Below are 18,727 nucleotides of genomic sequence, written 5' to 3'. Positions count from 1 at the left end.
GCAACTCCACATCCTTTTCCACTTAACGTATACTTTGGGACCTTAGCTGGCGGTCTGGGCTGTTTCCCTTTCGACTACGGATCTTATCACTCGCAGTCTGACTCCCAAGGATAAGTCATCGGCATTCGGAGTTTGACTGAATTCGGTAACCCGGTAGGGGCCCCTAGTCCAATCAGTGCTCTACCTCCGAGACTCTTACCTTGAGGCTAGCCCTAAAGCTATTTCGGAGAGAACCAGCTATCTCCAGGTTCGATTGGCATTTCACCCCTACCCACACCTCATCCCCGCACTTTTCAACGTGCGTGGGTTCGGGCCTCCATTCAGTGTTACCTGAACTTCACCCTGGACATGGGTAGATCACCTGGTTTCGGGTCTACGACCACGTACTCATGCGCCCTATTCAGACTCGCTTTCGCTGCGGCTCCGCATCTTCTGCTTAACCTTGCACGGGATCGTAACTCGCCGGTTCATTCTACAAAAGGCACGCCATCACCCGTTAACGGGCTCTGACTACTTGTAGGCACACGGTTTCAGGATCTATTTCACTCCCCTTCCGGGGTGCTTTTCACCTTTCCCTCACGGTACTGGTTCACTATCGGTCACTAGGGAGTATTTAGCCTTGGGAGATGGTCCTCCCGGATTCCGACGGAATTTCACGTGTTCCGCCGTACTCAGGATCCACTCTGGAGAGAACAACATTTCAGTTACAGGGCTGTTACCTTCTTTGGCGGGCCTTTCCAGACCTCTTCGCTTATATCGTTCCTTTGTAACTCCGTATAGAGTGTCCTACAACCCCAAGAGGCAAGCCTCTTGGTTTGGGCTGTTCCCGTTTCGCTCGCCGCTACTCAGGGAATCGCATTTGCTTTCTCTTCCTCCGGGTACTTAGATGTTTCAGTTCCCCGGGTATGCCTTCTCATACTCTATGTATTCAAGTATGGATACTACTCCATTACGAGCAGTGGGTTTCCCCATTCGGAAATCTCCGGATCAAAGCTTGCTTACAGCTCCCCGAAGCATATCGGTGTTCGTCCCGTCCTTCATCGGCTCCTAGTGCCAAGGCATCCACCGTGCGCCCTTTCTAACTTAACCATTTCTTACTTTAGAAAGAATCACTATGTGTGATGAACTTTGCATTGCATTCAATGTGAATGTATTACTTATTGTTATCTAGTTTTCAAAGAACAATCCTGTCTCGCTAGAGACATGTTTGAAGGAATGATCCTTCAAAACTAAACAAGACGAAAAACGTACGCTGCTCCATATATCCTTAGAAAGGAGGTGATCCAGCCGCACCTTCCGATACGGCTACCTTGTTACGACTTCACCCCAATCATCTGCCCCACCTTCGGCGGCTGGCTCCATAAAGGTTACCTCACCGACTTCGGGTGTTGCAAACTCTCGTGGTGTGACGGGCGGTGTGTACAAGGCCCGGGAACGTATTCACCGCGGCATGCTGATCCGCGATTACTAGCGATTCCAGCTTCACGCAGTCGAGTTGCAGACTGCGATCCGAACTGAGAACAGATTTGTGGGATTGGCTAAACCTTGCGGTCTCGCAGCCCTTTGTTCTGTCCATTGTAGCACGTGTGTAGCCCAGGTCATAAGGGGCATGATGATTTGACGTCATCCCCACCTTCCTCCGGTTTGTCACCGGCAGTCACCTTAGAGTGCCCAACTGAATGCTGGCAACTAAGATCAAGGGTTGCGCTCGTTGCGGGACTTAACCCAACATCTCACGACACGAGCTGACGACAACCATGCACCACCTGTCACTCTGTCCCCGAAGGGAAAGCCCTATCTCTAGGGTTGTCAGAGGATGTCAAGACCTGGTAAGGTTCTTCGCGTTGCTTCGAATTAAACCACATGCTCCACCGCTTGTGCGGGCCCCCGTCAATTCCTTTGAGTTTCAGTCTTGCGACCGTACTCCCCAGGCGGAGTGCTTAATGCGTTAGCTGCAGCACTAAGGGGCGGAAACCCCCTAACACTTAGCACTCATCGTTTACGGCGTGGACTACCAGGGTATCTAATCCTGTTCGCTCCCCACGCTTTCGCTCCTCAGCGTCAGTTACAGACCAGAGAGTCGCCTTCGCCACTGGTGTTCCTCCACATCTCTACGCATTTCACCGCTACACGTGGAATTCCACTCTCCTCTTCTGCACTCAAGTTTCCCAGTTTCCAATGACCCTCCCCGGTTGAGCCGGGGGCTTTCACATCAGACTTAAGAAACCGCCTGCGAGCCCTTTACGCCCAATAATTCCGGACAACGCTTGCCACCTACGTATTACCGCGGCTGCTGGCACGTAGTTAGCCGTGGCTTTCTGGTTAGGTACCGTCAAGGTGCAAGCAGTTACTCTTGCACTTGTTCTTCCCTAACAACAGAGCTTTACGATCCGAAAACCTTCATCACTCACGCGGCGTTGCTCCGTCAGACTTTCGTCCATTGCGGAAGATTCCCTACTGCTGCCTCCCGTAGGAGTCTGGGCCGTGTCTCAGTCCCAGTGTGGCCGATCACCCTCTCAGGTCGGCTACGCATCGTCGCCTTGGTGAGCCGTTACCTCACCAACTAGCTAATGCGCCGCGGGTCCATCTGTAAGTGACAGCCGAAACCGTCTTTCATCCTTGAACCATGCGGTTCAAGGAACTATCCGGTATTAGCTCCGGTTTCCCGGAGTTATCCCAGTCTTACAGGCAGGTTACCCACGTGTTACTCACCCGTCCGCCGCTAACATCCGGGAGCAAGCTCCCTTCTGTCCGCTCGACTTGCATGTATTAGGCACGCCGCCAGCGTTCGTCCTGAGCCAGGATCAAACTCTCCGAGGTATGCAGGATGCATATCACACATGCGTTGCTACACGATGTAGCGAACTTAGCATGTGATCATTTCCTGCCTCGTCAGCGTTTGACTGACTACCTATGATATATCATAGGATTTTTTATAAAAACTCGAATTAACAGGTACGTTTTGTCTTGTTTAGTTTTCAAAGATCATTTTTTTAAAAATGGAGCGGGTGATGAGAATCGAACTCACGACATCAGCTTGGAAGGCTGAGGTTTTACCACTAAACTACACCCGCGTGGTTAAATGTTATTGGCGCGCCCGAGAGGAGTCGAACCCCTAACCTTTTGATCCGTAGTCAAACGCTCTATCCAATTGAGCTACGGGCGCTTAATCAGGCGACTTAATTATCTTAACATATCGTTTTTATTAAGTCAACATCTTTTTAAAGTTTGTTTGTCGTATCTGTCTGAGCATCAGTGTTTCAGATGCGTCATCAGCGACGAATAAAAATATACCATGGATCATACAAAAGGGTCAATACATTTTTCTAAAAAAGTTTAATGTTTTTTAAGAAGTGCTCTTTTGTTAGATAAATAGAGTTTCAATCGCCCTATTTTCATTTCTTTCTTCATAATTCTAATGATTCTTAAATAAAATCTTTCTAAATCCAAAGGAGGACAAAACATGGTCACCTAGAATTTTTATTTATTGGAAAATTCTTAATATTTTCCATGCATTTAAAGGAGGTAGGAGATGATGAAAAAGTTTGTCGCTTTTCAAATCATGATCGCTTTGGTGATAGGAGCTCTTATCGGCCACTTCTTCCCTGATTTCGGAATGGCACTGCGGCCCATTGGGGATGGCTTTATCCGATTGATTAAAATGATTGTAGTCCCTATTGTTTTCTCTACGATTGTCATCGGCGCAGCTGGCAGCGGTGGAATGAAGAAAATGGGCAGTCTCGGATTAAAGACAATCATTTGGTTTGAAGTCATTACGACCATCGTTCTTGGAATCGGGCTTTTATTGGCCAACGTGTTAAAGCCAGGCGTTGGACTCGATTTCTCTCAATTAGCTAAGAAAGATATTGGGGAACTCGATGGTTATACTCAAAAGGTCGTCGATTTTAAACAGATGGTTTTAGACATCATTCCAACCAATATCATCGATGTCATGGCTCAGAATGATTTACTAGCAGTGATTTTCTTCGCTATTTTATTCGGTGTAGCCGCAAGCGGCATTGGGAAAGCTTCCGCTCCTGTCCTTACCTTCTTTGAATCAGTAGCACAAATTATGTTTAAGCTCACACAAATGGTCATGGTGACAGCTCCTATTGGAGTTTTAGCATTAATGGCAGCTTCTGTCGGACAATACGGCATTGTTTTACTCATTCCTATGATGAAACTTGTTGGCACTGTCTTCTTAGGATTGTTTATTATTCTATTTGTTTTGTTCCCTCTTGTCGCACTGATCTTCCGTTTTAACTACTTCGAAGTGTTGAAAATGATTTGGGATTTGTTTTTGGTTGCCTTTTCTACTACAAGTACAGAAACTGTTCTTCCACAGCTCATGTCACGGATGGAGAAATACGGCTGTCCAAAAAGAATCGTTTCCTTCGTCATCCCGTCAGGTCTTTCTCTTAATTGCGATGGTTCAAGTTTATATTTATCGGTTTCCTGTGTGTTTCTTGCACAAGCGTTTGGTGTCGATATGAGTTTATCACAGCAGCTCCTCATGATGCTTGTCCTTGTTTTAACAAGCAAAGGCATTGCAGCTGTCCCGTCTGGGTCACTTGTCGTTCTTTTGGCAACAGCTCATGCAGTAGGTCTGCCAGCAGAAGGTGTCGCTATTATCGCCGGGGTTGACCGGATTATGGATATGGCTCGAACAGGCGTGAATGTTCCTGGACATGCGGTTGCCTGTATTGTCGTTTCTAAATGGGAAAAAGTATTCCGAGAGTCTGCATGGGAAGTTCCAAAAGCAGGTGAAGAAACAAAAGGAATGTAATGTTATTTATGAAGGAAAGGGGTCGCCCTTTCCTTTTTTCATGGCAAAAATGTCTGCTTCAGCACGGCTTTACCTTCTTGTTGCAACTGCACCTCCGCATATGCTCCGTTAATGAGGGTCATTTGAGGCGGTACGTGTCCACAATCAATATCGTAAACAATCGGTATTTGTAATTCCTTATGCAATTCTTCATATAGATCCGTATATTCATATCCTTCCACAGGAGTGTCCACTGCACTCCTGCCAAACATGATGCCAGAGCAATGATCAAACCAGCCTGCTAGTTTTAATTGAACAAGAGACCTCTTCATGCTCGCAGCATTTAATTCACAGTTTTCAAAATACCATAGAATGGGTTCACCTTTCAGGTATGTTTCTTGAAAAGCTTTGACATCTCCAAAAGGCGTGCCAGCTAAGTGCCGGATCACATCAATACAGCCACCCATCAGTCTTCCCTTCATCGTCGTCTCTAAGTGATCAACAGTACGCCATGCGGTTGGTTCGGTTAAATGAAAGACATGTATACTTGGATGGTCATACTGCCATTCCTTTTGATACATATCAGAAGAAAATTGAGTAACGTCCTTTTTCTCTGGAGTGGAAAGTATTTGTTCCCACATAGCCGTCACCTGATCAAGCTCTTCCCCCTGAAGATCCACAAGGTTCGGTCCATGCGCTGTCGCAATGCCTGTGTTTAATGTCAAAGCTAATAGAAGGAGACTTGTATCTGAGTAACCAAGAATCCACTTTTTTTGCATCACTGAGAAATCAAGATGCTCTAACACTTCAATAAGCAGCTGTCCGCCCCATGGCGGGATGATGTGGTCAATCTCATGACAAGTCATCATCCACTGTAACTCATTTGCTCGCTTGATTGCAGGGGCTGATTTCGCTTTTTCCTGCTGCCATACTGTCTCTCCACATATGACTTCATAGCCTCTTTTTTTCATCCGATCGCAAGACAGTTGAAACATCTCATGCAAAGAGGGTTGTACACCTGAGGACGGTGCTGTCACCCCAATCGTTTGTCCTTTTTGCAAAAATGGATACTGGATCATCCTGCTCACCTCCACCTTCTATGAATCTCTCATCTATTCATTGTAAAGAAAATTCCCCTTCTTCAAGGGGAATCTCGTCTTACTCTCTCTGACGCAGGACAGTATATACACCTGCGAAAATACACAAAATCCCAACAAACGAACGTAAGCCCATCTCTTCACCTAGAAGCAGCCATCCAAGGACCGTACCAACGATTGGTTGAAAGAAGAAAAACAGACCACCGCTTGAAGCGTCCATCAGTTGAAGCCCTCTATTCCACAAAAAGAAAGCAAGGGCCGTTGAGATGATACCTAGATACAGAATGCCGCCCCATATTTCCGGTCTTGCCATTTGATGCACATCCAGATGAGGCAAACGAAACAAGACAGGTGGTGTTAATACGATAAAGGCCACAATGATCGCATATGTTGTCGTCACTACTTGAGGATACTTTCCTGGAACTCGTTTCAAAAGAACAGACATGAGTGCCCATGTTAATGCAGCAATAACCAGTGAAAGACCACCAACAAACTCATCCGTTTGAACAGCGACAGGCCCAATCATCGTCAGCACACCTACTGTAGCAAGCAGAATGGAGACACACTTTCTCATTGTGAAAGATTCTTTTAATAGAAAGAAAGCGAAAAGCACCATAAAAGCAGGTGTGGCCGATGTGATGACGGCACCCATTTGTGCAGACGTATACATTGTGCCAATTTCTTGGGTCACGATCGAAAGAAAGTTGCCAATCAATCCAATCGACACAATCAGCGGGATATCCTTTTTGTCTAACCGAAAAGAGTAGCCCAAACGCCAAATCGTGAACACAAGAACGACTCCAGCTACTGCATATCTCATCCAGACGAGCTCAAGTGGCGGGACAACCGCAACTGTTACTTTGACCACTACATACATACCGCCCCAAATACTAGCAGCTAACGCTAAGTAGAGGGCTCCTATATATTTTCCATTCATTTTTTCCCCTCCGTTACTGGATATATTCACTGCGATATCCACAAACGGAGATCACTCTCCGTTATGGACGGAGGTGATTTGGTACATCATGTTCAAATAAAGGCTTCCATTGCATATCAGTCACCCCAATTGTGTTTATTTTCTGATTACTTTATAACAAAATCTGGTTCACTTCAATCCTTTTTATCGCCATGTTTCTTCATATAATAGAAGTTCAATAGGATTGACATGATGAATTCGTTTTCTTATAGTAAGTAAAACAATTGATGTTTACATAGAAAAGGAGTAGAGGTATTTGGATGTTGAAGCTAGGAAACACATTCCCACTGCCGGAAACGAACCGTTTCTTGAGGGAATAAAAGATTGTGTGCCAACCTTGCTTGGTTATATGAGCATTGGGTTTGCCTTTGGAATTGTTGGCATTAGTTCGCAGTTAAGTATATGGGAAATCGCGCTGTTATCTATCTTTATTTATGCTGGCGCTTCACAGTTTATCATCTGTGCATTACTTGTGACAGGAAGCCCTCTTTCCGCTATTATTTTCACCACGTTCATTGTCAATTTACGGCATTTGTTACTCAGCCTTACGCTTGCCCCCCATTTTACACGCTACTCTGTAAAGCAGAACATCGGATTTGGTCTTCTGCTTACTGATGAATCCTTTGGCGTAGCGATGAATAAATTAGCACAGCAAGGAAAATTGAATAACAGATGGATGCATGGACTGAACATTACAGCTTATTTATGCTGGATTGCTGCGTGTACACTTGGCGGAATATTCGGACACTGGATTTCAAATCCAGAGGCGCTTGGTCTTGATTTTGCCCTATCCGCGATGTTTGCTGCGCTGCTCATTCTTTCTTTACAGACGGTGCCAAAAAATAAGCTCACCCATCGCTTGTCACTTGTTTTATATATGTTTGTTGCGATGTTTGTGCTGCTTCATTTTGTTCCTTCACACGTGGCTGTTTTGTTGGCAACTGTGCTTGTTGCCACTATTGGGGTGGTGACAGATAAATGATTAGCAGTTTTATGTTATGGCTCATTCTTGGCTGTATGATTGTGACCATCATCCCAAGAGTCGTTCCATTTTTATTTGTAAGGAGTATCCAGATGCCAGAAGTGGTGCTCAAATGGTTATCATTTATCCCCATTTGTATATTTACTGCTTTGATTGCAGAGCATCTATTCATACATACTACAGCAGGCGTCACCATTCACTGGATGTATCTTGCTGTCTTGGTTCCAACTGTGTTAATCGCTGTTTGGACAAAAAGCTTGTCCCTCACCGTTCTAGTAGGCGTCATGCTGATGGGCACAGCTAGATGGTTTTTCTAATAGAAAAAGCTTAACCGGATGCGGTTAAGCTTTTTTTCATTTTACGATACCGTATACAAAGCCGTCATAGCCTTTTTCGCCAACAGTTTGAATAGCGGTTGCCTCAATTCTCGACTCTTGTTTGAGTAAATCGAAGAATTCACGAGTTCCCTTCACTCGCTCATCTTGATCAGAGGCATGAAGAACTGCTCCATTTCTGACCACATTGTCTGCAATAATGACTGTTCCCTTTTTTGAGAAGTGTAACGCCCACTTCAGATATTGCGGGTTGTTTGGTTTGTCTGCATCAATGAAAATCAAATCGAACGGGAGCGTATCCTGCTCTTTTAACTGAGATAAAGTATCTAACGCTTTTCCTTGTAAAATGGTGACACGTTCTGCTAGGCCTGCTCTGTCTATGTTTTGCTGTGCTGTTTCTGCATGATGACTGACAGCCTCTAATGTCATGAGTTCTCCATCCGCTTCAAGTGCACGGGCAAGCCAAATGGTACTATAACCGCCAAGTGTACCGATTTCTAAAATGCGCTTTGCACCCTTGGTTTTTGCTAACAAATAAAGCAGTTTCCCTTGGGCCGGCGACACATCTATTTCTGGTAATCCGGCTTGCTTATTCTTGATAAGAGTTTGCTCCAATACGTCATCTTTAGCCATCAATTTGTCTTTGATATACTCGTCAACTTTCCCCCATACTTGCTCCAAGTCATCCATCTCCCTTGTTCATGTCTTCTATTTAAAGTCTACATGACGGAAGCGAGAATTTATAATCAATTCTTTTCACACACCTATTCATTTTATTGATGAAAGGAATGGGATGATGGATACATGGGGCGAGTACTTGTAAGTATGCGCAAACTACTGATTCAGCTTATTTTTCACGTCACCTTTTTTATCTTGAAGCTTTCCTTTTACTTGATCTTTCTTTCCTTCTGCTTTCAGGTTTTCATGATCTGTCGCTTCGCCCAGTTTTTCTTTCACTTGACCTTTGACTTGATTTGTTTTTCCTTTCGCTTTATCCATATGTCCATTTTGTTCACTCATTTGTTCCACCTCCACGTTTGATACTGTTTATTTAGCCTTTTTGCACATGACAAAACATCTGAGTGTGCTGTGTGTGCGTTTCAGGTATGATAGACATAGTCGAATGAAAGGTTGGTGGTCTGTTCAATGATCATTTCTGAAAGTATGTTCACTGTACGTGGTGTGACCTATCGTATTCGCTCTGCTGCATTAGCAGATGCCAAACAGTTATCAGCTCTCAGACTGAAAATCGATGGTGAAACCGAATATTTAGATCGCGAACCGGGTGAAGCTTTTATTGATGAGAAAGGGTTCGAGGCGTTGATTCAAGAGGATTCCAAGGAATGCCGTCATCTCTTTTTAGTTGCAGATATTGAAGGAGACATTGTCGGTTTTTCAAGATGCGAAGGGCATTCTCTTAAGCGCTCTGCTCACAAAGTAACGTTTGGCGTCGCCGTACAGAAGGCCGCTTGGGGCTATCACATCGGGAAAGAACTCTTAGCTGCATCGATCGACTGGGCAGATCAGCAAGGCATTCAAAAGATGTCACTTCAAGTAATGGAAACCAATCAAAAAGCCATTCGTTTATATGAACACTATGGCTTTGAGATTGAAGGCTTGCTAAAAAAAGATAAACGACTGGCGGACGGCATGTATTATGATACGGTTGTGATGGGCAGGCAGCGACCAGTCTCCTGACCGCTTACATGACATATCCCCAGATCATCGAAATCGCACTATAGATAAGCAGAAGCCCCATGACGAACTGGAACGGCCGCTGATAAAGAGTTAAAAACCGCTTGAATACAGAGCCAAATAAACTCCAGCTAAATGTGCCTAAAAAACCGATGATGGCAAGAATCAGTGTCAACAACATGTATTGCATATTGGACTGTCCATACGGCAGAACAAAAGTGGAAATGACGGTTAATCCATACAAGATGGCTTTCGGATTAATAAATTGCAGCAGCATCCCCGGGATAAAATGATTATAGCGGTCTAGTGTTTCGTCATCTCCGCCTTTACTTTTCATGATTTTGACAGCCAAATAGATCATGTAACTGGCTCCGATGAAAGCCATGACCCAGCCGATTTTCGGCATGACTTGATAAAGAATCATATTGAAGAAACCGCTCAAACACAAAATGACCAAAAATCCGCTCCCAACACCTAAACAAAATCGAAATGTTTGCTTGACCCCATATTTATTCGTAAAGACCATCGCCATGATATTATTCGGTCCAGGGGTAAAGCTGGTAACAAAAGCATAAATCAACATGGAAACAATCAAACTGTTACCTCCTTTTTCATACGTTATTTAGACTTAAAAGTCTTTATTGCGTATATATTACGTTTTATTGTACTATTCAGTCGTTATAAAGTAAATGCAGAAAGGAGTTTTTTTGATGGAGGATGTACAATCGATTATTGCTAGAAATGTAAAACTGCTAAGAGAGCAAAAGAAATTAAGCCTAGAAAAGATGGCTGAGGTAACAAATGTGAGTAAAACGATGATCGGACAAATCGAAAGAGGAGAATCCACACCGACCATCACCACTCTGTGGAAAATCGCCAATGGGTTGAAGGTGTCTTTTAGTGAACTTATTTACGCACCGCAGCCTGAGATTAAGTTTGTGCGAAAAGAAGAAGGACAAGTTTTAACAGAGGACGAGGGAAGGTATCGGGTATATACGACGTTCCCATTTGATGACCTGAGAAAATTTGAAGTCTATCAGGTAGAAATTGATCCTCATGGGTCGTTAAGTGCGGAAGAACATATCGGCGGTACAGAGGAATTGATTACCGTGTTTGAGGGAGCACTTGATTTATCGATCGGTGATGAGCAATACACATTACAAGCTGGCGACTCGATTCGGTTTAAAGCTGACCGTGCCCATGAGTATAAACAATCAGGAGAACAGATGGTACGGATGCAAATGATTCTTTATTATCCCCATTAAAAAAAGCTGACAGGCTTGTCCACCTGTCAGCTTTACATTTTATTTAATTAAATCCTGGATCGCGTACAACCGTTCCAGTAAAGGTAACTCTATATTTTCCTAAACCTAACTCTTCAATTGACGATTGATAGAGAATACCGACCCATCCATCCTTTGCATATGTAATACTTGATGGGATGTTTGACGTCGTATATGTTCTCGTTTCCGAGACGGTTCGACTTGCTTGTACCGTTACTTCACTGTTTACTTTCCCCTTCGCTTCTACCGGGACAGCGGTGACACCCGCACCCGTTAAAACAATTGCTCCAACCAAAACAGAAGTTATGACCTTTTTCATACAAAAATCCCTCCCTTTTTTTGTTGAACATATTAACCATACCATAATTTAGAACTTTCGTAAGTTATTTTTTCATTTTTTTGAAAATTATGATATGATTGTCTTATGCTGGATAGAGGGTGTTACATACTTCTATGCTTTTATCCTCATCTCGTTTCTAGTGAAACAATTGATAACGGAGGTGATTTCATGAAAAAATGGCTTATCTGTTTTCAACTTGTTTTCCTCTTCACCTTGACGGCCACACCATTTGCTTCTGCTGCTTCATGCCCTACAGTGAAACCATGTGTTATTGATCCTTAAGCATAAGAAAAAGTCGATCAAGCCTATTCCCTTGATCGACTTTTTTGTTATGCTTGTTCGGCTTCCCAGCGGGCAACCTCTTCTCTTACTTTAGGAGCCACTTCTTTTCCAAATAACTCAATAGCTTTCAGCACTTGATCATGCGGCATCGAACCGACCGGTACGTGCAGCATGAAGCGCGTAATGCCTACATTTTTTCGCAGATGAATCACTTTCTCTGCCACGGCATCTGGATCTCCTACATACAATGCACCTTCTAATGTTCTTGCTGCATCGAATGTAGAACGGGTATAAGGTCCCCAGCCTCGTTCTCTTGCTAATGTATTCATGACATGCTGTGTAGAAGGGAAGAATTGATCTGCTGCCAATTCTGTTTCCTCAGCAACAAATCCATGTGAATGGGATGCCACCGTTAATTTCTCAGGGTCATGTCCAGCGTGAATCGCAGCTTGCTTGTAGAGCTGCACTAGCGGTGCGAACTGTCTAGGGCTGCCGCCAATAATGGCAAGGACAAGTGGTAATCCTAATAATCCAGCACGTACGACAGATTCTCTGTTTCCTCCACTGCCAATCCAGATGGGAAGCGGATCTTGAACAGGTCTTGGATATACGCCGACATCCTGAATGGAAGGACGGTGCTTACCGCTCCACGTCACACGCTCTGACTGCTGTAATTTCAACAGTAAATCTAGTTTTTCTTCAAATAATTCTTCATAATCATCTAAGTCATAGCCAAAAAGCGGGAACGATTCAATAAATGATCCACGGCCAGCCATGATCTCTGCACGCCCGTTAGAAAGGCCATCTAATGTCGCAAAATCTTGAAACACACGAACAGGATCTGCCGATGAAAGAACAGTTACGGCACTTGTCAGACGAATATTCTTTGTTTGCGTTGCCGCAGCTGCTAATACGACTGCTGGATTTGATGCGGCAAAATCTTCACGATGATGCTCTCCTACACCAAAAACGTCGAGACCCACTTGATCTGCTAAAATAATTTCTTCTACTACTTCACGAATACGCTGTGCGTGGCTGACTGTTTTTCCTGTTTGAAAATCAGGTGTTGTTTCTACAAATGTACTAATTCCTAGTTCCATGAATGGAACCCCCTATCTTATAAATATGTCACAAATTCAGAGACCGGCTTGCGATAGCCTCTCGCTTGTCTGCTCTCTACTTTTTCTTTTCCGAGTGTAATCATTAATACAGGAACCAAATCTGATTCGATGTTTAACACTTTTTTCATTGCTTCGGGGTCAAAGCCGATCATCGGGCAAGTATCCCATCCCTTGTTTTTGGCGGCGAGCATAAATAGCATCGCAGATAATGAAGCATTGCGAATCGCCTCTTCTTTCTGAAAGTCTGATCCTCTCTGCTCATAAAAACTCATCGTCTCTCTGACCATTTCCTCATATTGTTGCGCATTTAAGATGCCGAGCATTTTTAGGCCTTCATAAATGTTTCCTGCTTGCTCATAAGCTTTCGGATCGCCGAGCACAATGATCGCTGCTGAAGCGGAATGCACCTTATATTGTCCAAATGCAGCATCTCTTACTTGCTCTTTAAGCGCTTCTGATTGAACGACGACATATTGCGTATGCTGTAAATTAAAGGCTGAAGGTGCCAGCTTCACTTCTTCAAAGATACTATTAAGCTCTTCTCTCGAAATCGAGATATTTGGCAAAAAATTTGATGCTGATCGTCTTTCACGTACCAATGTATCAAAGCTGTGTGTCATCTTGTTTCCCCTTTTCGTGAAGTTGTTTTGCACCTAAACCGATTTTTTTCAACCATTCAATGAGCTGCTCTTTTTCCTCTGTTTCGATAAAGGACAGATTTTGTGAAATGACATCTGTATGTTTTGGAAAAATATCGTCAAATAGCTGCTTCCCTTTATCTGTCAGTAATACATGGAATACACGTTTATCAGAAGGTGCACATTGTCTTTTGACTAATTCTTGTTTTTCTAATTTGTTGACCACATAGGTGATGCTCCCACTTGGAATGGATAGAATCTCACTAATTTTTTGAACGGGATGCGGTCCCTTACTATACAGTAATTCAAGAATTTGAAAGTTTTCAAATCCGATATCATAACGTTCAATGTCTTTTTGGATATTTGCAAAAAGGGCATGATAGGCTTTCATCCATACTCGGAAAAGCCTTAAGTCTAATTCCTGTTCTTGCTGCACCATGGCAACTACTCCTTTTTCAATAAATCCTAAAACTAGGATAAATTTATCCTAACACTAGGATATTTTCTTGTCAACGTGTTTGTTTGATTAAAAAAAAGACCCCTGTGATTCAGTGATCTTCTTTTAACACAAAGTGCATTTCAGCAATTTGCTTGTATTGATTCACTTGTTGTAATGAAAATCTAGATTCCTGTTCAGTTGGAGGGAAAAGAGGGATTCCTTTTCCAATCATGACAGGTGCGATTTGGAGATACAGCTCATCGACTAATCTTTCTTTTAATAATGCTTGAAGCAGTTCCCCGCCTCCTACTATCCAGATATGCTGCCCCTTTTCATTTTTTAAGTTGTGGATAAACGAGAGAACATCTTCACGAATGATACGGGTTCCTGTATGACTGTCTTGTAAAGTGCGAGAAACGATATAACATGTCTTGTCTTCATAAGGAAACTCATCAGGTGAAAGTTTGAGAACCTGCTCATATGTGTTCCGTCCCATGATCAGCGTATCGACTGATGCATAAAATTCCTCATATCTCGTATCCTCTTCGCCCTCTGTTCCTATGAGCCAATCTAGACGGTGATCATCCCTTGCTAAATATCCATCAATGCTCATTGCCCCATAAAATAGTAATTTCCTTTTCAATCTCACCACTCCCCACCTTGAATAAGAACATATATTCCCATTTTAACAGAAAGAATAGAAAAAGGATATATGATCAATTCGTTTCTTGCGATTCTTGTTCTACCTTCATGAGAAGCTCGTACAATATGTGCGCAAGCTTCGCCGCTTCGATTGTCATGCCTTCATGAATCCATTCTTCCAGTACACCAACAGCACCAGATACGACAAAAGAGGCCTCAATCTGTTCACGCTCCGTAATCTGACGCTGATCAAGCTGCCACTCTTTCATGATTTTTTCTTTAAAAAACGCTTTAAATTGATTCGTCGTTGGGCTATTCGGTTTGACAAATAACGTCATCATGAATTGTTTTTCTTTTAAATACTCAGTTGTTTTGTTTAAAAAGGACAGCATATCAAGCGGGTCCTGACTAGGAAACGATTCATCGTATAGTCCGCCAAGCTGATCGAATAGTTCCTTCTCAAGCTGTTCATGCAAATCAAACACATCTTGATAGTGCAAATAAAAGGTCCCTCTTCCTAAATCCGCTCTTCTAGATAGCTCTGATACTGTAATTTGTTGAACATCTTTTTCCATTAAAAGCTCAAGAAAGCTTTCTCGTATCGCCTTTTTGGTTTTGATTGTTCGTCTGTCCTTCATGAAACACCCTCCGTTTTTGAACAATATGGCTTTACCTGTCTATTTATGAACACGAGATCATTCATTGCCGATGTTCGGTTTGTTTTCCTCTTATTATAATAGACACATGTTCAATAATATATATCTGTTCAAAAAAGGAGGACCATCATATGCTTCATTTCAGACTTGCCAGAGAGGATGAACTGCCTCAAGTGGCAGCGTTGTTAGATGATTCGTTTCAGAACTATTCATTTTTTGATTTATTATGCGAAAAGGTGACCAAGCGTTCTGCTTTCGCCCGTCAGCTGCATTTGATCAATACAAAGGTATATTTTCAGCATCAAATCTGTTTGGTCGGGGTTGAGAATGAGAAAATTGTGTCTGCCGCCTTGTTAAAGCATCCGCGTCTTCCTGAACCAGGACTAATGGATTATGTGCTGTCAGGTGGGTTAAAGCTGCTCTTTACTGGCGGCATATCGGCGATTCAGCATGTGTTCCGTATGTTAAAGGAGGCAAAAAAAGCGTGTTCTTCCTTAAAGAAACCTTACTGGTATTTAGAAGCTCTTGTCGTTGCAAAAGACCAACAAGGAAAAAAACTTGGAAGCCGTATGTTAAAGCAATGTCTTTTCCCCTTTATCGCCCGGCAAGGCGGCGGACTGTTCACACTGATTACACACAACGAGGCCAATCGTCATTTCTATCGAAAAAATGGGTGGACGGAGTTTGATGAGAGAGTACTGCACGGAGATGACATGTCCCTAGAAAGCTGGAGTTATAAAACCGTGATCAAATAAGGTATCTTCTTCAAGGGATGATATAATAGAAGCAGTTCAAACAATGATCATACTTGGAGGAGAGACTGATGATACGACGACTTGATCATATCGTGTTGACTGTTCAACATATGGAGGAAACCATTCGCTTTTATACAAACGTATTAGGAATGAAGGAAGAAACTTTTGGAGAAGGCCGTAAAGCCCTTCGTTTTGGCTTACAAAAGATCAACCTTCATGAAGCGGGTCATGAATTTGAACCAAAAGCTGCTCATCCCCAGCCTGGATCTGCTGACTTGTGTTTTATCACCGATTTAGATATAGACAGTTTATTGCTTCAGCTTCGAAAGCAGGTTGTTCCAATTGAAGAAGGTCCGGTCAGACGTTCTGGTGCATTAGGTCCGATTGAATCCATTTATATCCGTGATCCTGATATGAACTTAATTGAAATCTCCCGATATATAGAGGAGGCTGATCCATCATGACTCGATTATTCTTGAGACCGATTGAAGAAAAAGATTATCCTGGTATTCATAGGGGATGCCAGCATGCAGAAACACTTTATATGACTGGCACACGCAAAACGTTCACACTAGAAGAAATTCGTTCAGCCTATACCCGTTTTCTGCAGGATGACAGTAGACGAGACTTTGCTATTTGTCTGCTAGACACGAAAGAAATGATCGGGGATGCGGCGATTGTGGATATTGATCCGATAAACCATACGGCAAGTTTCCGCATTGCGCTACATGGTCCAGAGCATTTTCACAAAGGATATGGCACTGAGGCTGTTCGGATGGTTCAAACATTTGCCTTTGAGACGTTAGAACTCAATCGGCTTGAGCTTGAAGTTTTTTCCCATAACCCACGAGCCTTTCGAAGCTATGAGAAAGCCGGATTTCAATATGAAGGAAAAAGACGTCAAGCGCTCTATTTCAACGGTGCTTATTCGGATGTCATCATGATGGGCATCCTTCGTGAGGAATACGATAGAATCAAATTATAAAGATGTAACAGCCTACGAAGGGTCATCTTTTTTAAACAGATGAACCCCTGTAACGATGATCAAACAAATGATAGAAGAGAGAACGATAGAGACGCTTGATATGCTGAGCGCCATCCCTTCCCATCTGCCAATGAAGAAACTGCCGATCAATAAGAGTAATCCAAACATAGTGATACATATCGGGACAATTAGCCTGGCATGGCGATGCCTACGTCTTTTTCCCGCCCACCATGAGAGACAGAGCACAATGACAGTAAAAATAGCGGTTTGCAGCCAGAACATATCGCATCAACTCCTTTTCTTTTTTATCCTATGACAACGGAGGTTTTTCCAATGAATATTAGACCGATTCAAAAGCAGGACAATCCTTTTATCGCGGCCATTATCCGCCAGTCATTAGAATCAGCGAATCTTGCGATTGAAGGTACAGCCTACACAGACCCACACCTTGATCAGCTTTTCGAATACTATCAATCATTGACTCATGCAGCCTATTGGATTGCCGAAGAACATGGTGAAATTGTTGGTGGCGTTGGCATTGCCCCTTTCACAGATGGCATTTGCGAGCTGCAAAAGCTTTATTTAAGCCCAAAAGCACAAGGCAAAGGTGCGGGCAAGAAACTGATGGATACGGCCCTGCAATATGCCGCTACATACTACGATGCTTGTTATTTAGAAACCCGCAGTGAATTAACAGCCGCTACTGGTCTTTATCAACGGTATGACTTTTCTCTTCTTCCTGCACCGATTGAAGGCTCAGAGCATTCTGCCATGGATGCTTGGTATCTCAAAACCTTTTCAGCGTGAGGCATAAAATAAGCGATACGTCTTTGTCCACTGAAAACCTAGCTTCTCTGCCAATTTGGCCGAGGTTGCGTGATGGACATCGCAATCCCAATGCGGTGTCCTCCCTTTTTCAACACAGATGCTGATCATTTGCTGAGCTGCTAACAAAGCCAACCCTCTTCCACGGCAGGCTTCATCTGTCCAAATATCGATTTCCACACGTTTTTCACTTGAAAAAATAGAGATACATTCACTGACCACGTCTTCACCATTTAAGATGGCAACTCCGACGCCATTAGATAAAAAGTGATCTACTCCTCCCCAATATGCTTCATAATAGCTGGATGGGAATACTTTGCTAGCGGCAATGACTTGTTCATTCGTGCGTTTGATCATTTCGTCTTGATCAGGCACAATCAGATCAGGAGAGGTCAAGTCATAAGAATACGCATGTCTTTGCATTTCATTCAGTTGGGAACCGAAGCATTTTTTCATCATCTCATCTGATGCTGGATTTGCTGAAAACAAAGTGAACCGTCTGTTATCTCTTTTCTGCTTTTTATAAACATCCACAATGAACGTTGAGCATAATGAGAGTGCTGCTTCTGTCCTGCCTGCGACATAATAAATGCCGGTTGTCGTCCCAGCAAAATAGACACACGGGTGATCTCGGTGATCCACATATAAATCTCCTTGTATCACGCCATCGAGTATCGCATCTACGAACACTGGATAGGCAGGATCAATCCGCAGAATTTCCTCTTTCACCGCTCCTGTCCTTTGTTGATCTACAAGATACAACATCATTCCTCCATTCACGAACGAGTATCTTTTCATTATAAAGGAAAGCCGTAGATACGCGGTGAATCTTTGCAACAAAAAGAATTCTTCTGCATCAAAGCAACATTCAATCGCATTCGCTTTCATCTATTGCTATGCTCATTGTGAGA

The 18,727-nt window shown here is 43.2% G+C and carries 22 protein-coding genes, 2 tRNA genes and 2 rRNA genes (1 of these 26 only partly in view); 9 read left to right on the top strand and 17 right to left on the bottom strand.

Annotated elements, in window-relative coordinates; translation table 11 throughout:
* The 4 genes from MHH31_RS02955 to MHH31_RS02940 form a co-directional block, all read right to left on the bottom strand.
* Positions 1-1,089: ribosomal RNA gene (locus MHH31_RS02955) — 23S ribosomal RNA — on the bottom strand (it extends 1,842 nt beyond the left edge of the window).
* A 182-nt stretch (positions 1,090-1,271) separates the two neighbouring features.
* Positions 1,272-2,820 (bottom strand): 16S ribosomal RNA (locus MHH31_RS02950).
* The 16S and 23S rRNA genes sit together here with 2 tRNA genes alongside, the layout of an rRNA operon.
* Before the next feature lie 180 nt (positions 2,821-3,000).
* Positions 3,001-3,074: transfer RNA gene (locus MHH31_RS02945), tRNA-Gly, on the bottom strand.
* 15 nt (positions 3,075-3,089) lie between these two features.
* Positions 3,090-3,166: transfer RNA gene (locus MHH31_RS02940), tRNA-Arg, on the bottom strand.
* A gap of 369 nt (positions 3,167-3,535) precedes the next feature.
* Between MHH31_RS02940 and gltP the strand changes: the two genes are divergently transcribed.
* On the top strand, positions 3,536-4,786 hold the full coding sequence (gene gltP / locus MHH31_RS02935) for a glutamate-aspartate/proton symporter GltP (protein ID WP_024719154.1): 1,251 nt from the start codon (positions 3,536-3,538) through the stop codon (positions 4,784-4,786).
* A gap of 38 nt (positions 4,787-4,824) precedes the next feature.
* Here gltP and MHH31_RS02930 read toward each other — a convergent pair whose 3' ends face one another.
* Together MHH31_RS02930 and MHH31_RS02925 are read right to left on the bottom strand one after the other, a co-directional pair.
* Positions 4,825-5,844 carry a S66 peptidase family protein gene (locus tag MHH31_RS02930; protein WP_057078391.1) on the bottom strand — a complete coding sequence of 340 codons (1,020 nt, stop codon included), beginning with the start codon at positions 5,842-5,844 and terminating at the stop codon, positions 4,825-4,827.
* A gap of 79 nt (positions 5,845-5,923) precedes the next feature.
* Positions 5,924-6,799 carry a DMT family transporter gene (locus MHH31_RS02925; RefSeq protein ID WP_017358425.1) on the bottom strand — a complete coding sequence of 292 codons (876 nt, stop codon included), beginning with the start codon at positions 6,797-6,799 and terminating at the stop codon, positions 5,924-5,926.
* A gap of 295 nt (positions 6,800-7,094) precedes the next feature.
* Between MHH31_RS02925 and MHH31_RS02920 the strand changes: the two genes are divergently transcribed.
* Together MHH31_RS02920 and MHH31_RS02915 are read left to right on the top strand one after the other, a co-directional pair.
* Positions 7,095-7,820, top strand: a complete 726-nt coding sequence (locus MHH31_RS02920) for an AzlC family ABC transporter permease (protein ID WP_007496390.1) — start codon at positions 7,095-7,097, stop codon at positions 7,818-7,820.
* The gene (locus MHH31_RS02915) at positions 7,817-8,137 is read left to right on the top strand and encodes an AzlD domain-containing protein (protein WP_008346681.1); all 321 of its coding nucleotides are present in this window, start codon (positions 7,817-7,819) and stop codon (positions 8,135-8,137) included. The genes MHH31_RS02920 and MHH31_RS02915 overlap by 4 nt, the downstream gene beginning before the upstream one ends.
* Before the next feature lie 36 nt (positions 8,138-8,173).
* Here MHH31_RS02915 and MHH31_RS02910 read toward each other — a convergent pair whose 3' ends face one another.
* Together MHH31_RS02910 and MHH31_RS02905 are read right to left on the bottom strand one after the other, a co-directional pair.
* Positions 8,174-8,836, bottom strand: coding sequence for an O-methyltransferase (locus MHH31_RS02910; protein ID WP_008346684.1), 663 nt, complete (start codon positions 8,834-8,836; stop codon positions 8,174-8,176).
* 153 nt (positions 8,837-8,989) lie between these two features.
* Positions 8,990-9,175, bottom strand: a complete 186-nt coding sequence (locus tag MHH31_RS02905; protein WP_008346686.1) for a CsbD family protein — start codon at positions 9,173-9,175, stop codon at positions 8,990-8,992.
* 126 nt (positions 9,176-9,301) lie between these two features.
* On the opposite strand from MHH31_RS02905, the gene MHH31_RS02900 reads away from it, so the two are divergent.
* Positions 9,302-9,853 (top strand): GNAT family N-acetyltransferase, encoded by a 552-nt coding sequence (locus tag MHH31_RS02900; RefSeq protein WP_017358427.1) that lies wholly within the window; start codon positions 9,302-9,304, stop codon positions 9,851-9,853.
* Positions 9,854-9,857: 4 nt separating this feature from the next.
* On the opposite strand, the gene MHH31_RS02895 is transcribed toward MHH31_RS02900, so the two are convergent.
* Positions 9,858-10,445 (bottom strand): LysE family transporter, encoded by a 588-nt coding sequence (locus MHH31_RS02895; RefSeq protein WP_035390320.1) that lies wholly within the window; start codon positions 10,443-10,445, stop codon positions 9,858-9,860.
* A gap of 115 nt (positions 10,446-10,560) precedes the next feature.
* Here MHH31_RS02895 and MHH31_RS02890 point away from each other — a divergent pair, with 115 nt between their 5' ends.
* Positions 10,561-11,115, top strand: coding sequence for an XRE family transcriptional regulator (locus MHH31_RS02890; RefSeq protein WP_035390323.1), 555 nt, complete (start codon positions 10,561-10,563; stop codon positions 11,113-11,115).
* 43 nt (positions 11,116-11,158) lie between these two features.
* Here the strand turns inward: MHH31_RS02890 and MHH31_RS02885 are convergent, their stop codons facing one another.
* From MHH31_RS02885 to MHH31_RS02860, 6 genes are all read right to left on the bottom strand, one after another.
* Complete coding sequence (locus MHH31_RS02885; RefSeq protein WP_008346693.1) at positions 11,159-11,452, bottom strand: hypothetical protein; 294 nt, start codon at positions 11,450-11,452, stop codon at positions 11,159-11,161.
* A gap of 350 nt (positions 11,453-11,802) precedes the next feature.
* Entirely contained in the window at positions 11,803-12,855 is a 1,053-nt protein-coding gene (locus tag MHH31_RS02880) for an LLM class flavin-dependent oxidoreductase (RefSeq protein ID WP_024719164.1), read from the bottom strand.
* 17 nt (positions 12,856-12,872) lie between these two features.
* Positions 12,873-13,496, bottom strand: a complete 624-nt coding sequence (locus MHH31_RS02875) for a nitroreductase family protein (RefSeq protein ID WP_017358432.1) — start codon at positions 13,494-13,496, stop codon at positions 12,873-12,875.
* The gene (locus MHH31_RS02870; protein WP_017358433.1) at positions 13,480-13,953 is read right to left on the bottom strand and encodes a MarR family transcriptional regulator; all 474 of its coding nucleotides are present in this window, start codon (positions 13,951-13,953) and stop codon (positions 13,480-13,482) included. Before MHH31_RS02870 ends, MHH31_RS02875 begins: the two co-directional genes overlap by 17 nt.
* Before the next feature lie 109 nt (positions 13,954-14,062).
* Positions 14,063-14,602: a dihydrofolate reductase family protein gene (locus tag MHH31_RS02865; RefSeq protein ID WP_017366692.1), complete on the bottom strand. Its 540-nt coding sequence runs from the start codon at positions 14,600-14,602 to the stop codon at positions 14,063-14,065.
* Between the two features lie 67 nt (positions 14,603-14,669).
* Positions 14,670-15,233, bottom strand: coding sequence for a TetR/AcrR family transcriptional regulator (locus MHH31_RS02860; protein WP_017366691.1), 564 nt, complete (start codon positions 15,231-15,233; stop codon positions 14,670-14,672).
* A gap of 149 nt (positions 15,234-15,382) precedes the next feature.
* On the opposite strand from MHH31_RS02860, the gene MHH31_RS02855 reads away from it, so the two are divergent.
* The 3 genes from MHH31_RS02855 to MHH31_RS02845 all read left to right on the top strand — a co-directional run bounded on the left by MHH31_RS02855 (position 15,383) and on the right by MHH31_RS02845 (position 16,991).
* On the top strand, positions 15,383-16,006 hold the full coding sequence (locus tag MHH31_RS02855) for a GNAT family N-acetyltransferase (protein ID WP_342495258.1): 624 nt from the start codon (positions 15,383-15,385) through the stop codon (positions 16,004-16,006).
* Between the two features lie 68 nt (positions 16,007-16,074).
* Positions 16,075-16,470, top strand: a complete 396-nt coding sequence (locus MHH31_RS02850) for a VOC family protein (RefSeq protein ID WP_342495257.1) — start codon at positions 16,075-16,077, stop codon at positions 16,468-16,470.
* A complete protein-coding gene (locus MHH31_RS02845) occupies positions 16,467-16,991 on the top strand; it encodes a GNAT family protein (protein WP_342495256.1) in 525 nt (174 codons plus the stop codon). Before MHH31_RS02850 ends, MHH31_RS02845 begins: the two co-directional genes overlap by 4 nt.
* 12 nt (positions 16,992-17,003) lie before the next feature.
* Here MHH31_RS02845 and MHH31_RS02840 read toward each other — a convergent pair whose 3' ends face one another.
* Positions 17,004-17,273 carry a YesK-like family protein gene (locus MHH31_RS02840; RefSeq protein WP_039956342.1) on the bottom strand — a complete coding sequence of 90 codons (270 nt, stop codon included), beginning with the start codon at positions 17,271-17,273 and terminating at the stop codon, positions 17,004-17,006.
* Between the two features lie 51 nt (positions 17,274-17,324).
* Here MHH31_RS02840 and MHH31_RS02835 point away from each other — a divergent pair, with 51 nt between their 5' ends.
* Positions 17,325-17,798: a GNAT family N-acetyltransferase gene (locus tag MHH31_RS02835; protein WP_008346715.1), complete on the top strand. Its 474-nt coding sequence runs from the start codon at positions 17,325-17,327 to the stop codon at positions 17,796-17,798.
* On the opposite strand, the gene MHH31_RS02830 is transcribed toward MHH31_RS02835, so the two are convergent.
* On the bottom strand, positions 17,790-18,578 hold the full coding sequence (locus tag MHH31_RS02830) for a GNAT family N-acetyltransferase (protein ID WP_336297196.1): 789 nt from the start codon (positions 18,576-18,578) through the stop codon (positions 17,790-17,792). The two genes, MHH31_RS02835 and MHH31_RS02830, sit on opposite strands and share 9 nt — an antisense overlap.
* Between the last annotated feature and the right edge of the window lie 149 nt (positions 18,579-18,727).

It is taken from the genome of Bacillus sp. FSL K6-1033 (assembly GCF_038630765.1).
In the GTDB taxonomy this organism is placed as follows: domain Bacteria; phylum Bacillota; class Bacilli; order Bacillales; family Bacillaceae; genus Bacillus; species Bacillus altitudinis.
This window is presented reverse-complemented; position numbering and strand designations above follow the sequence as displayed.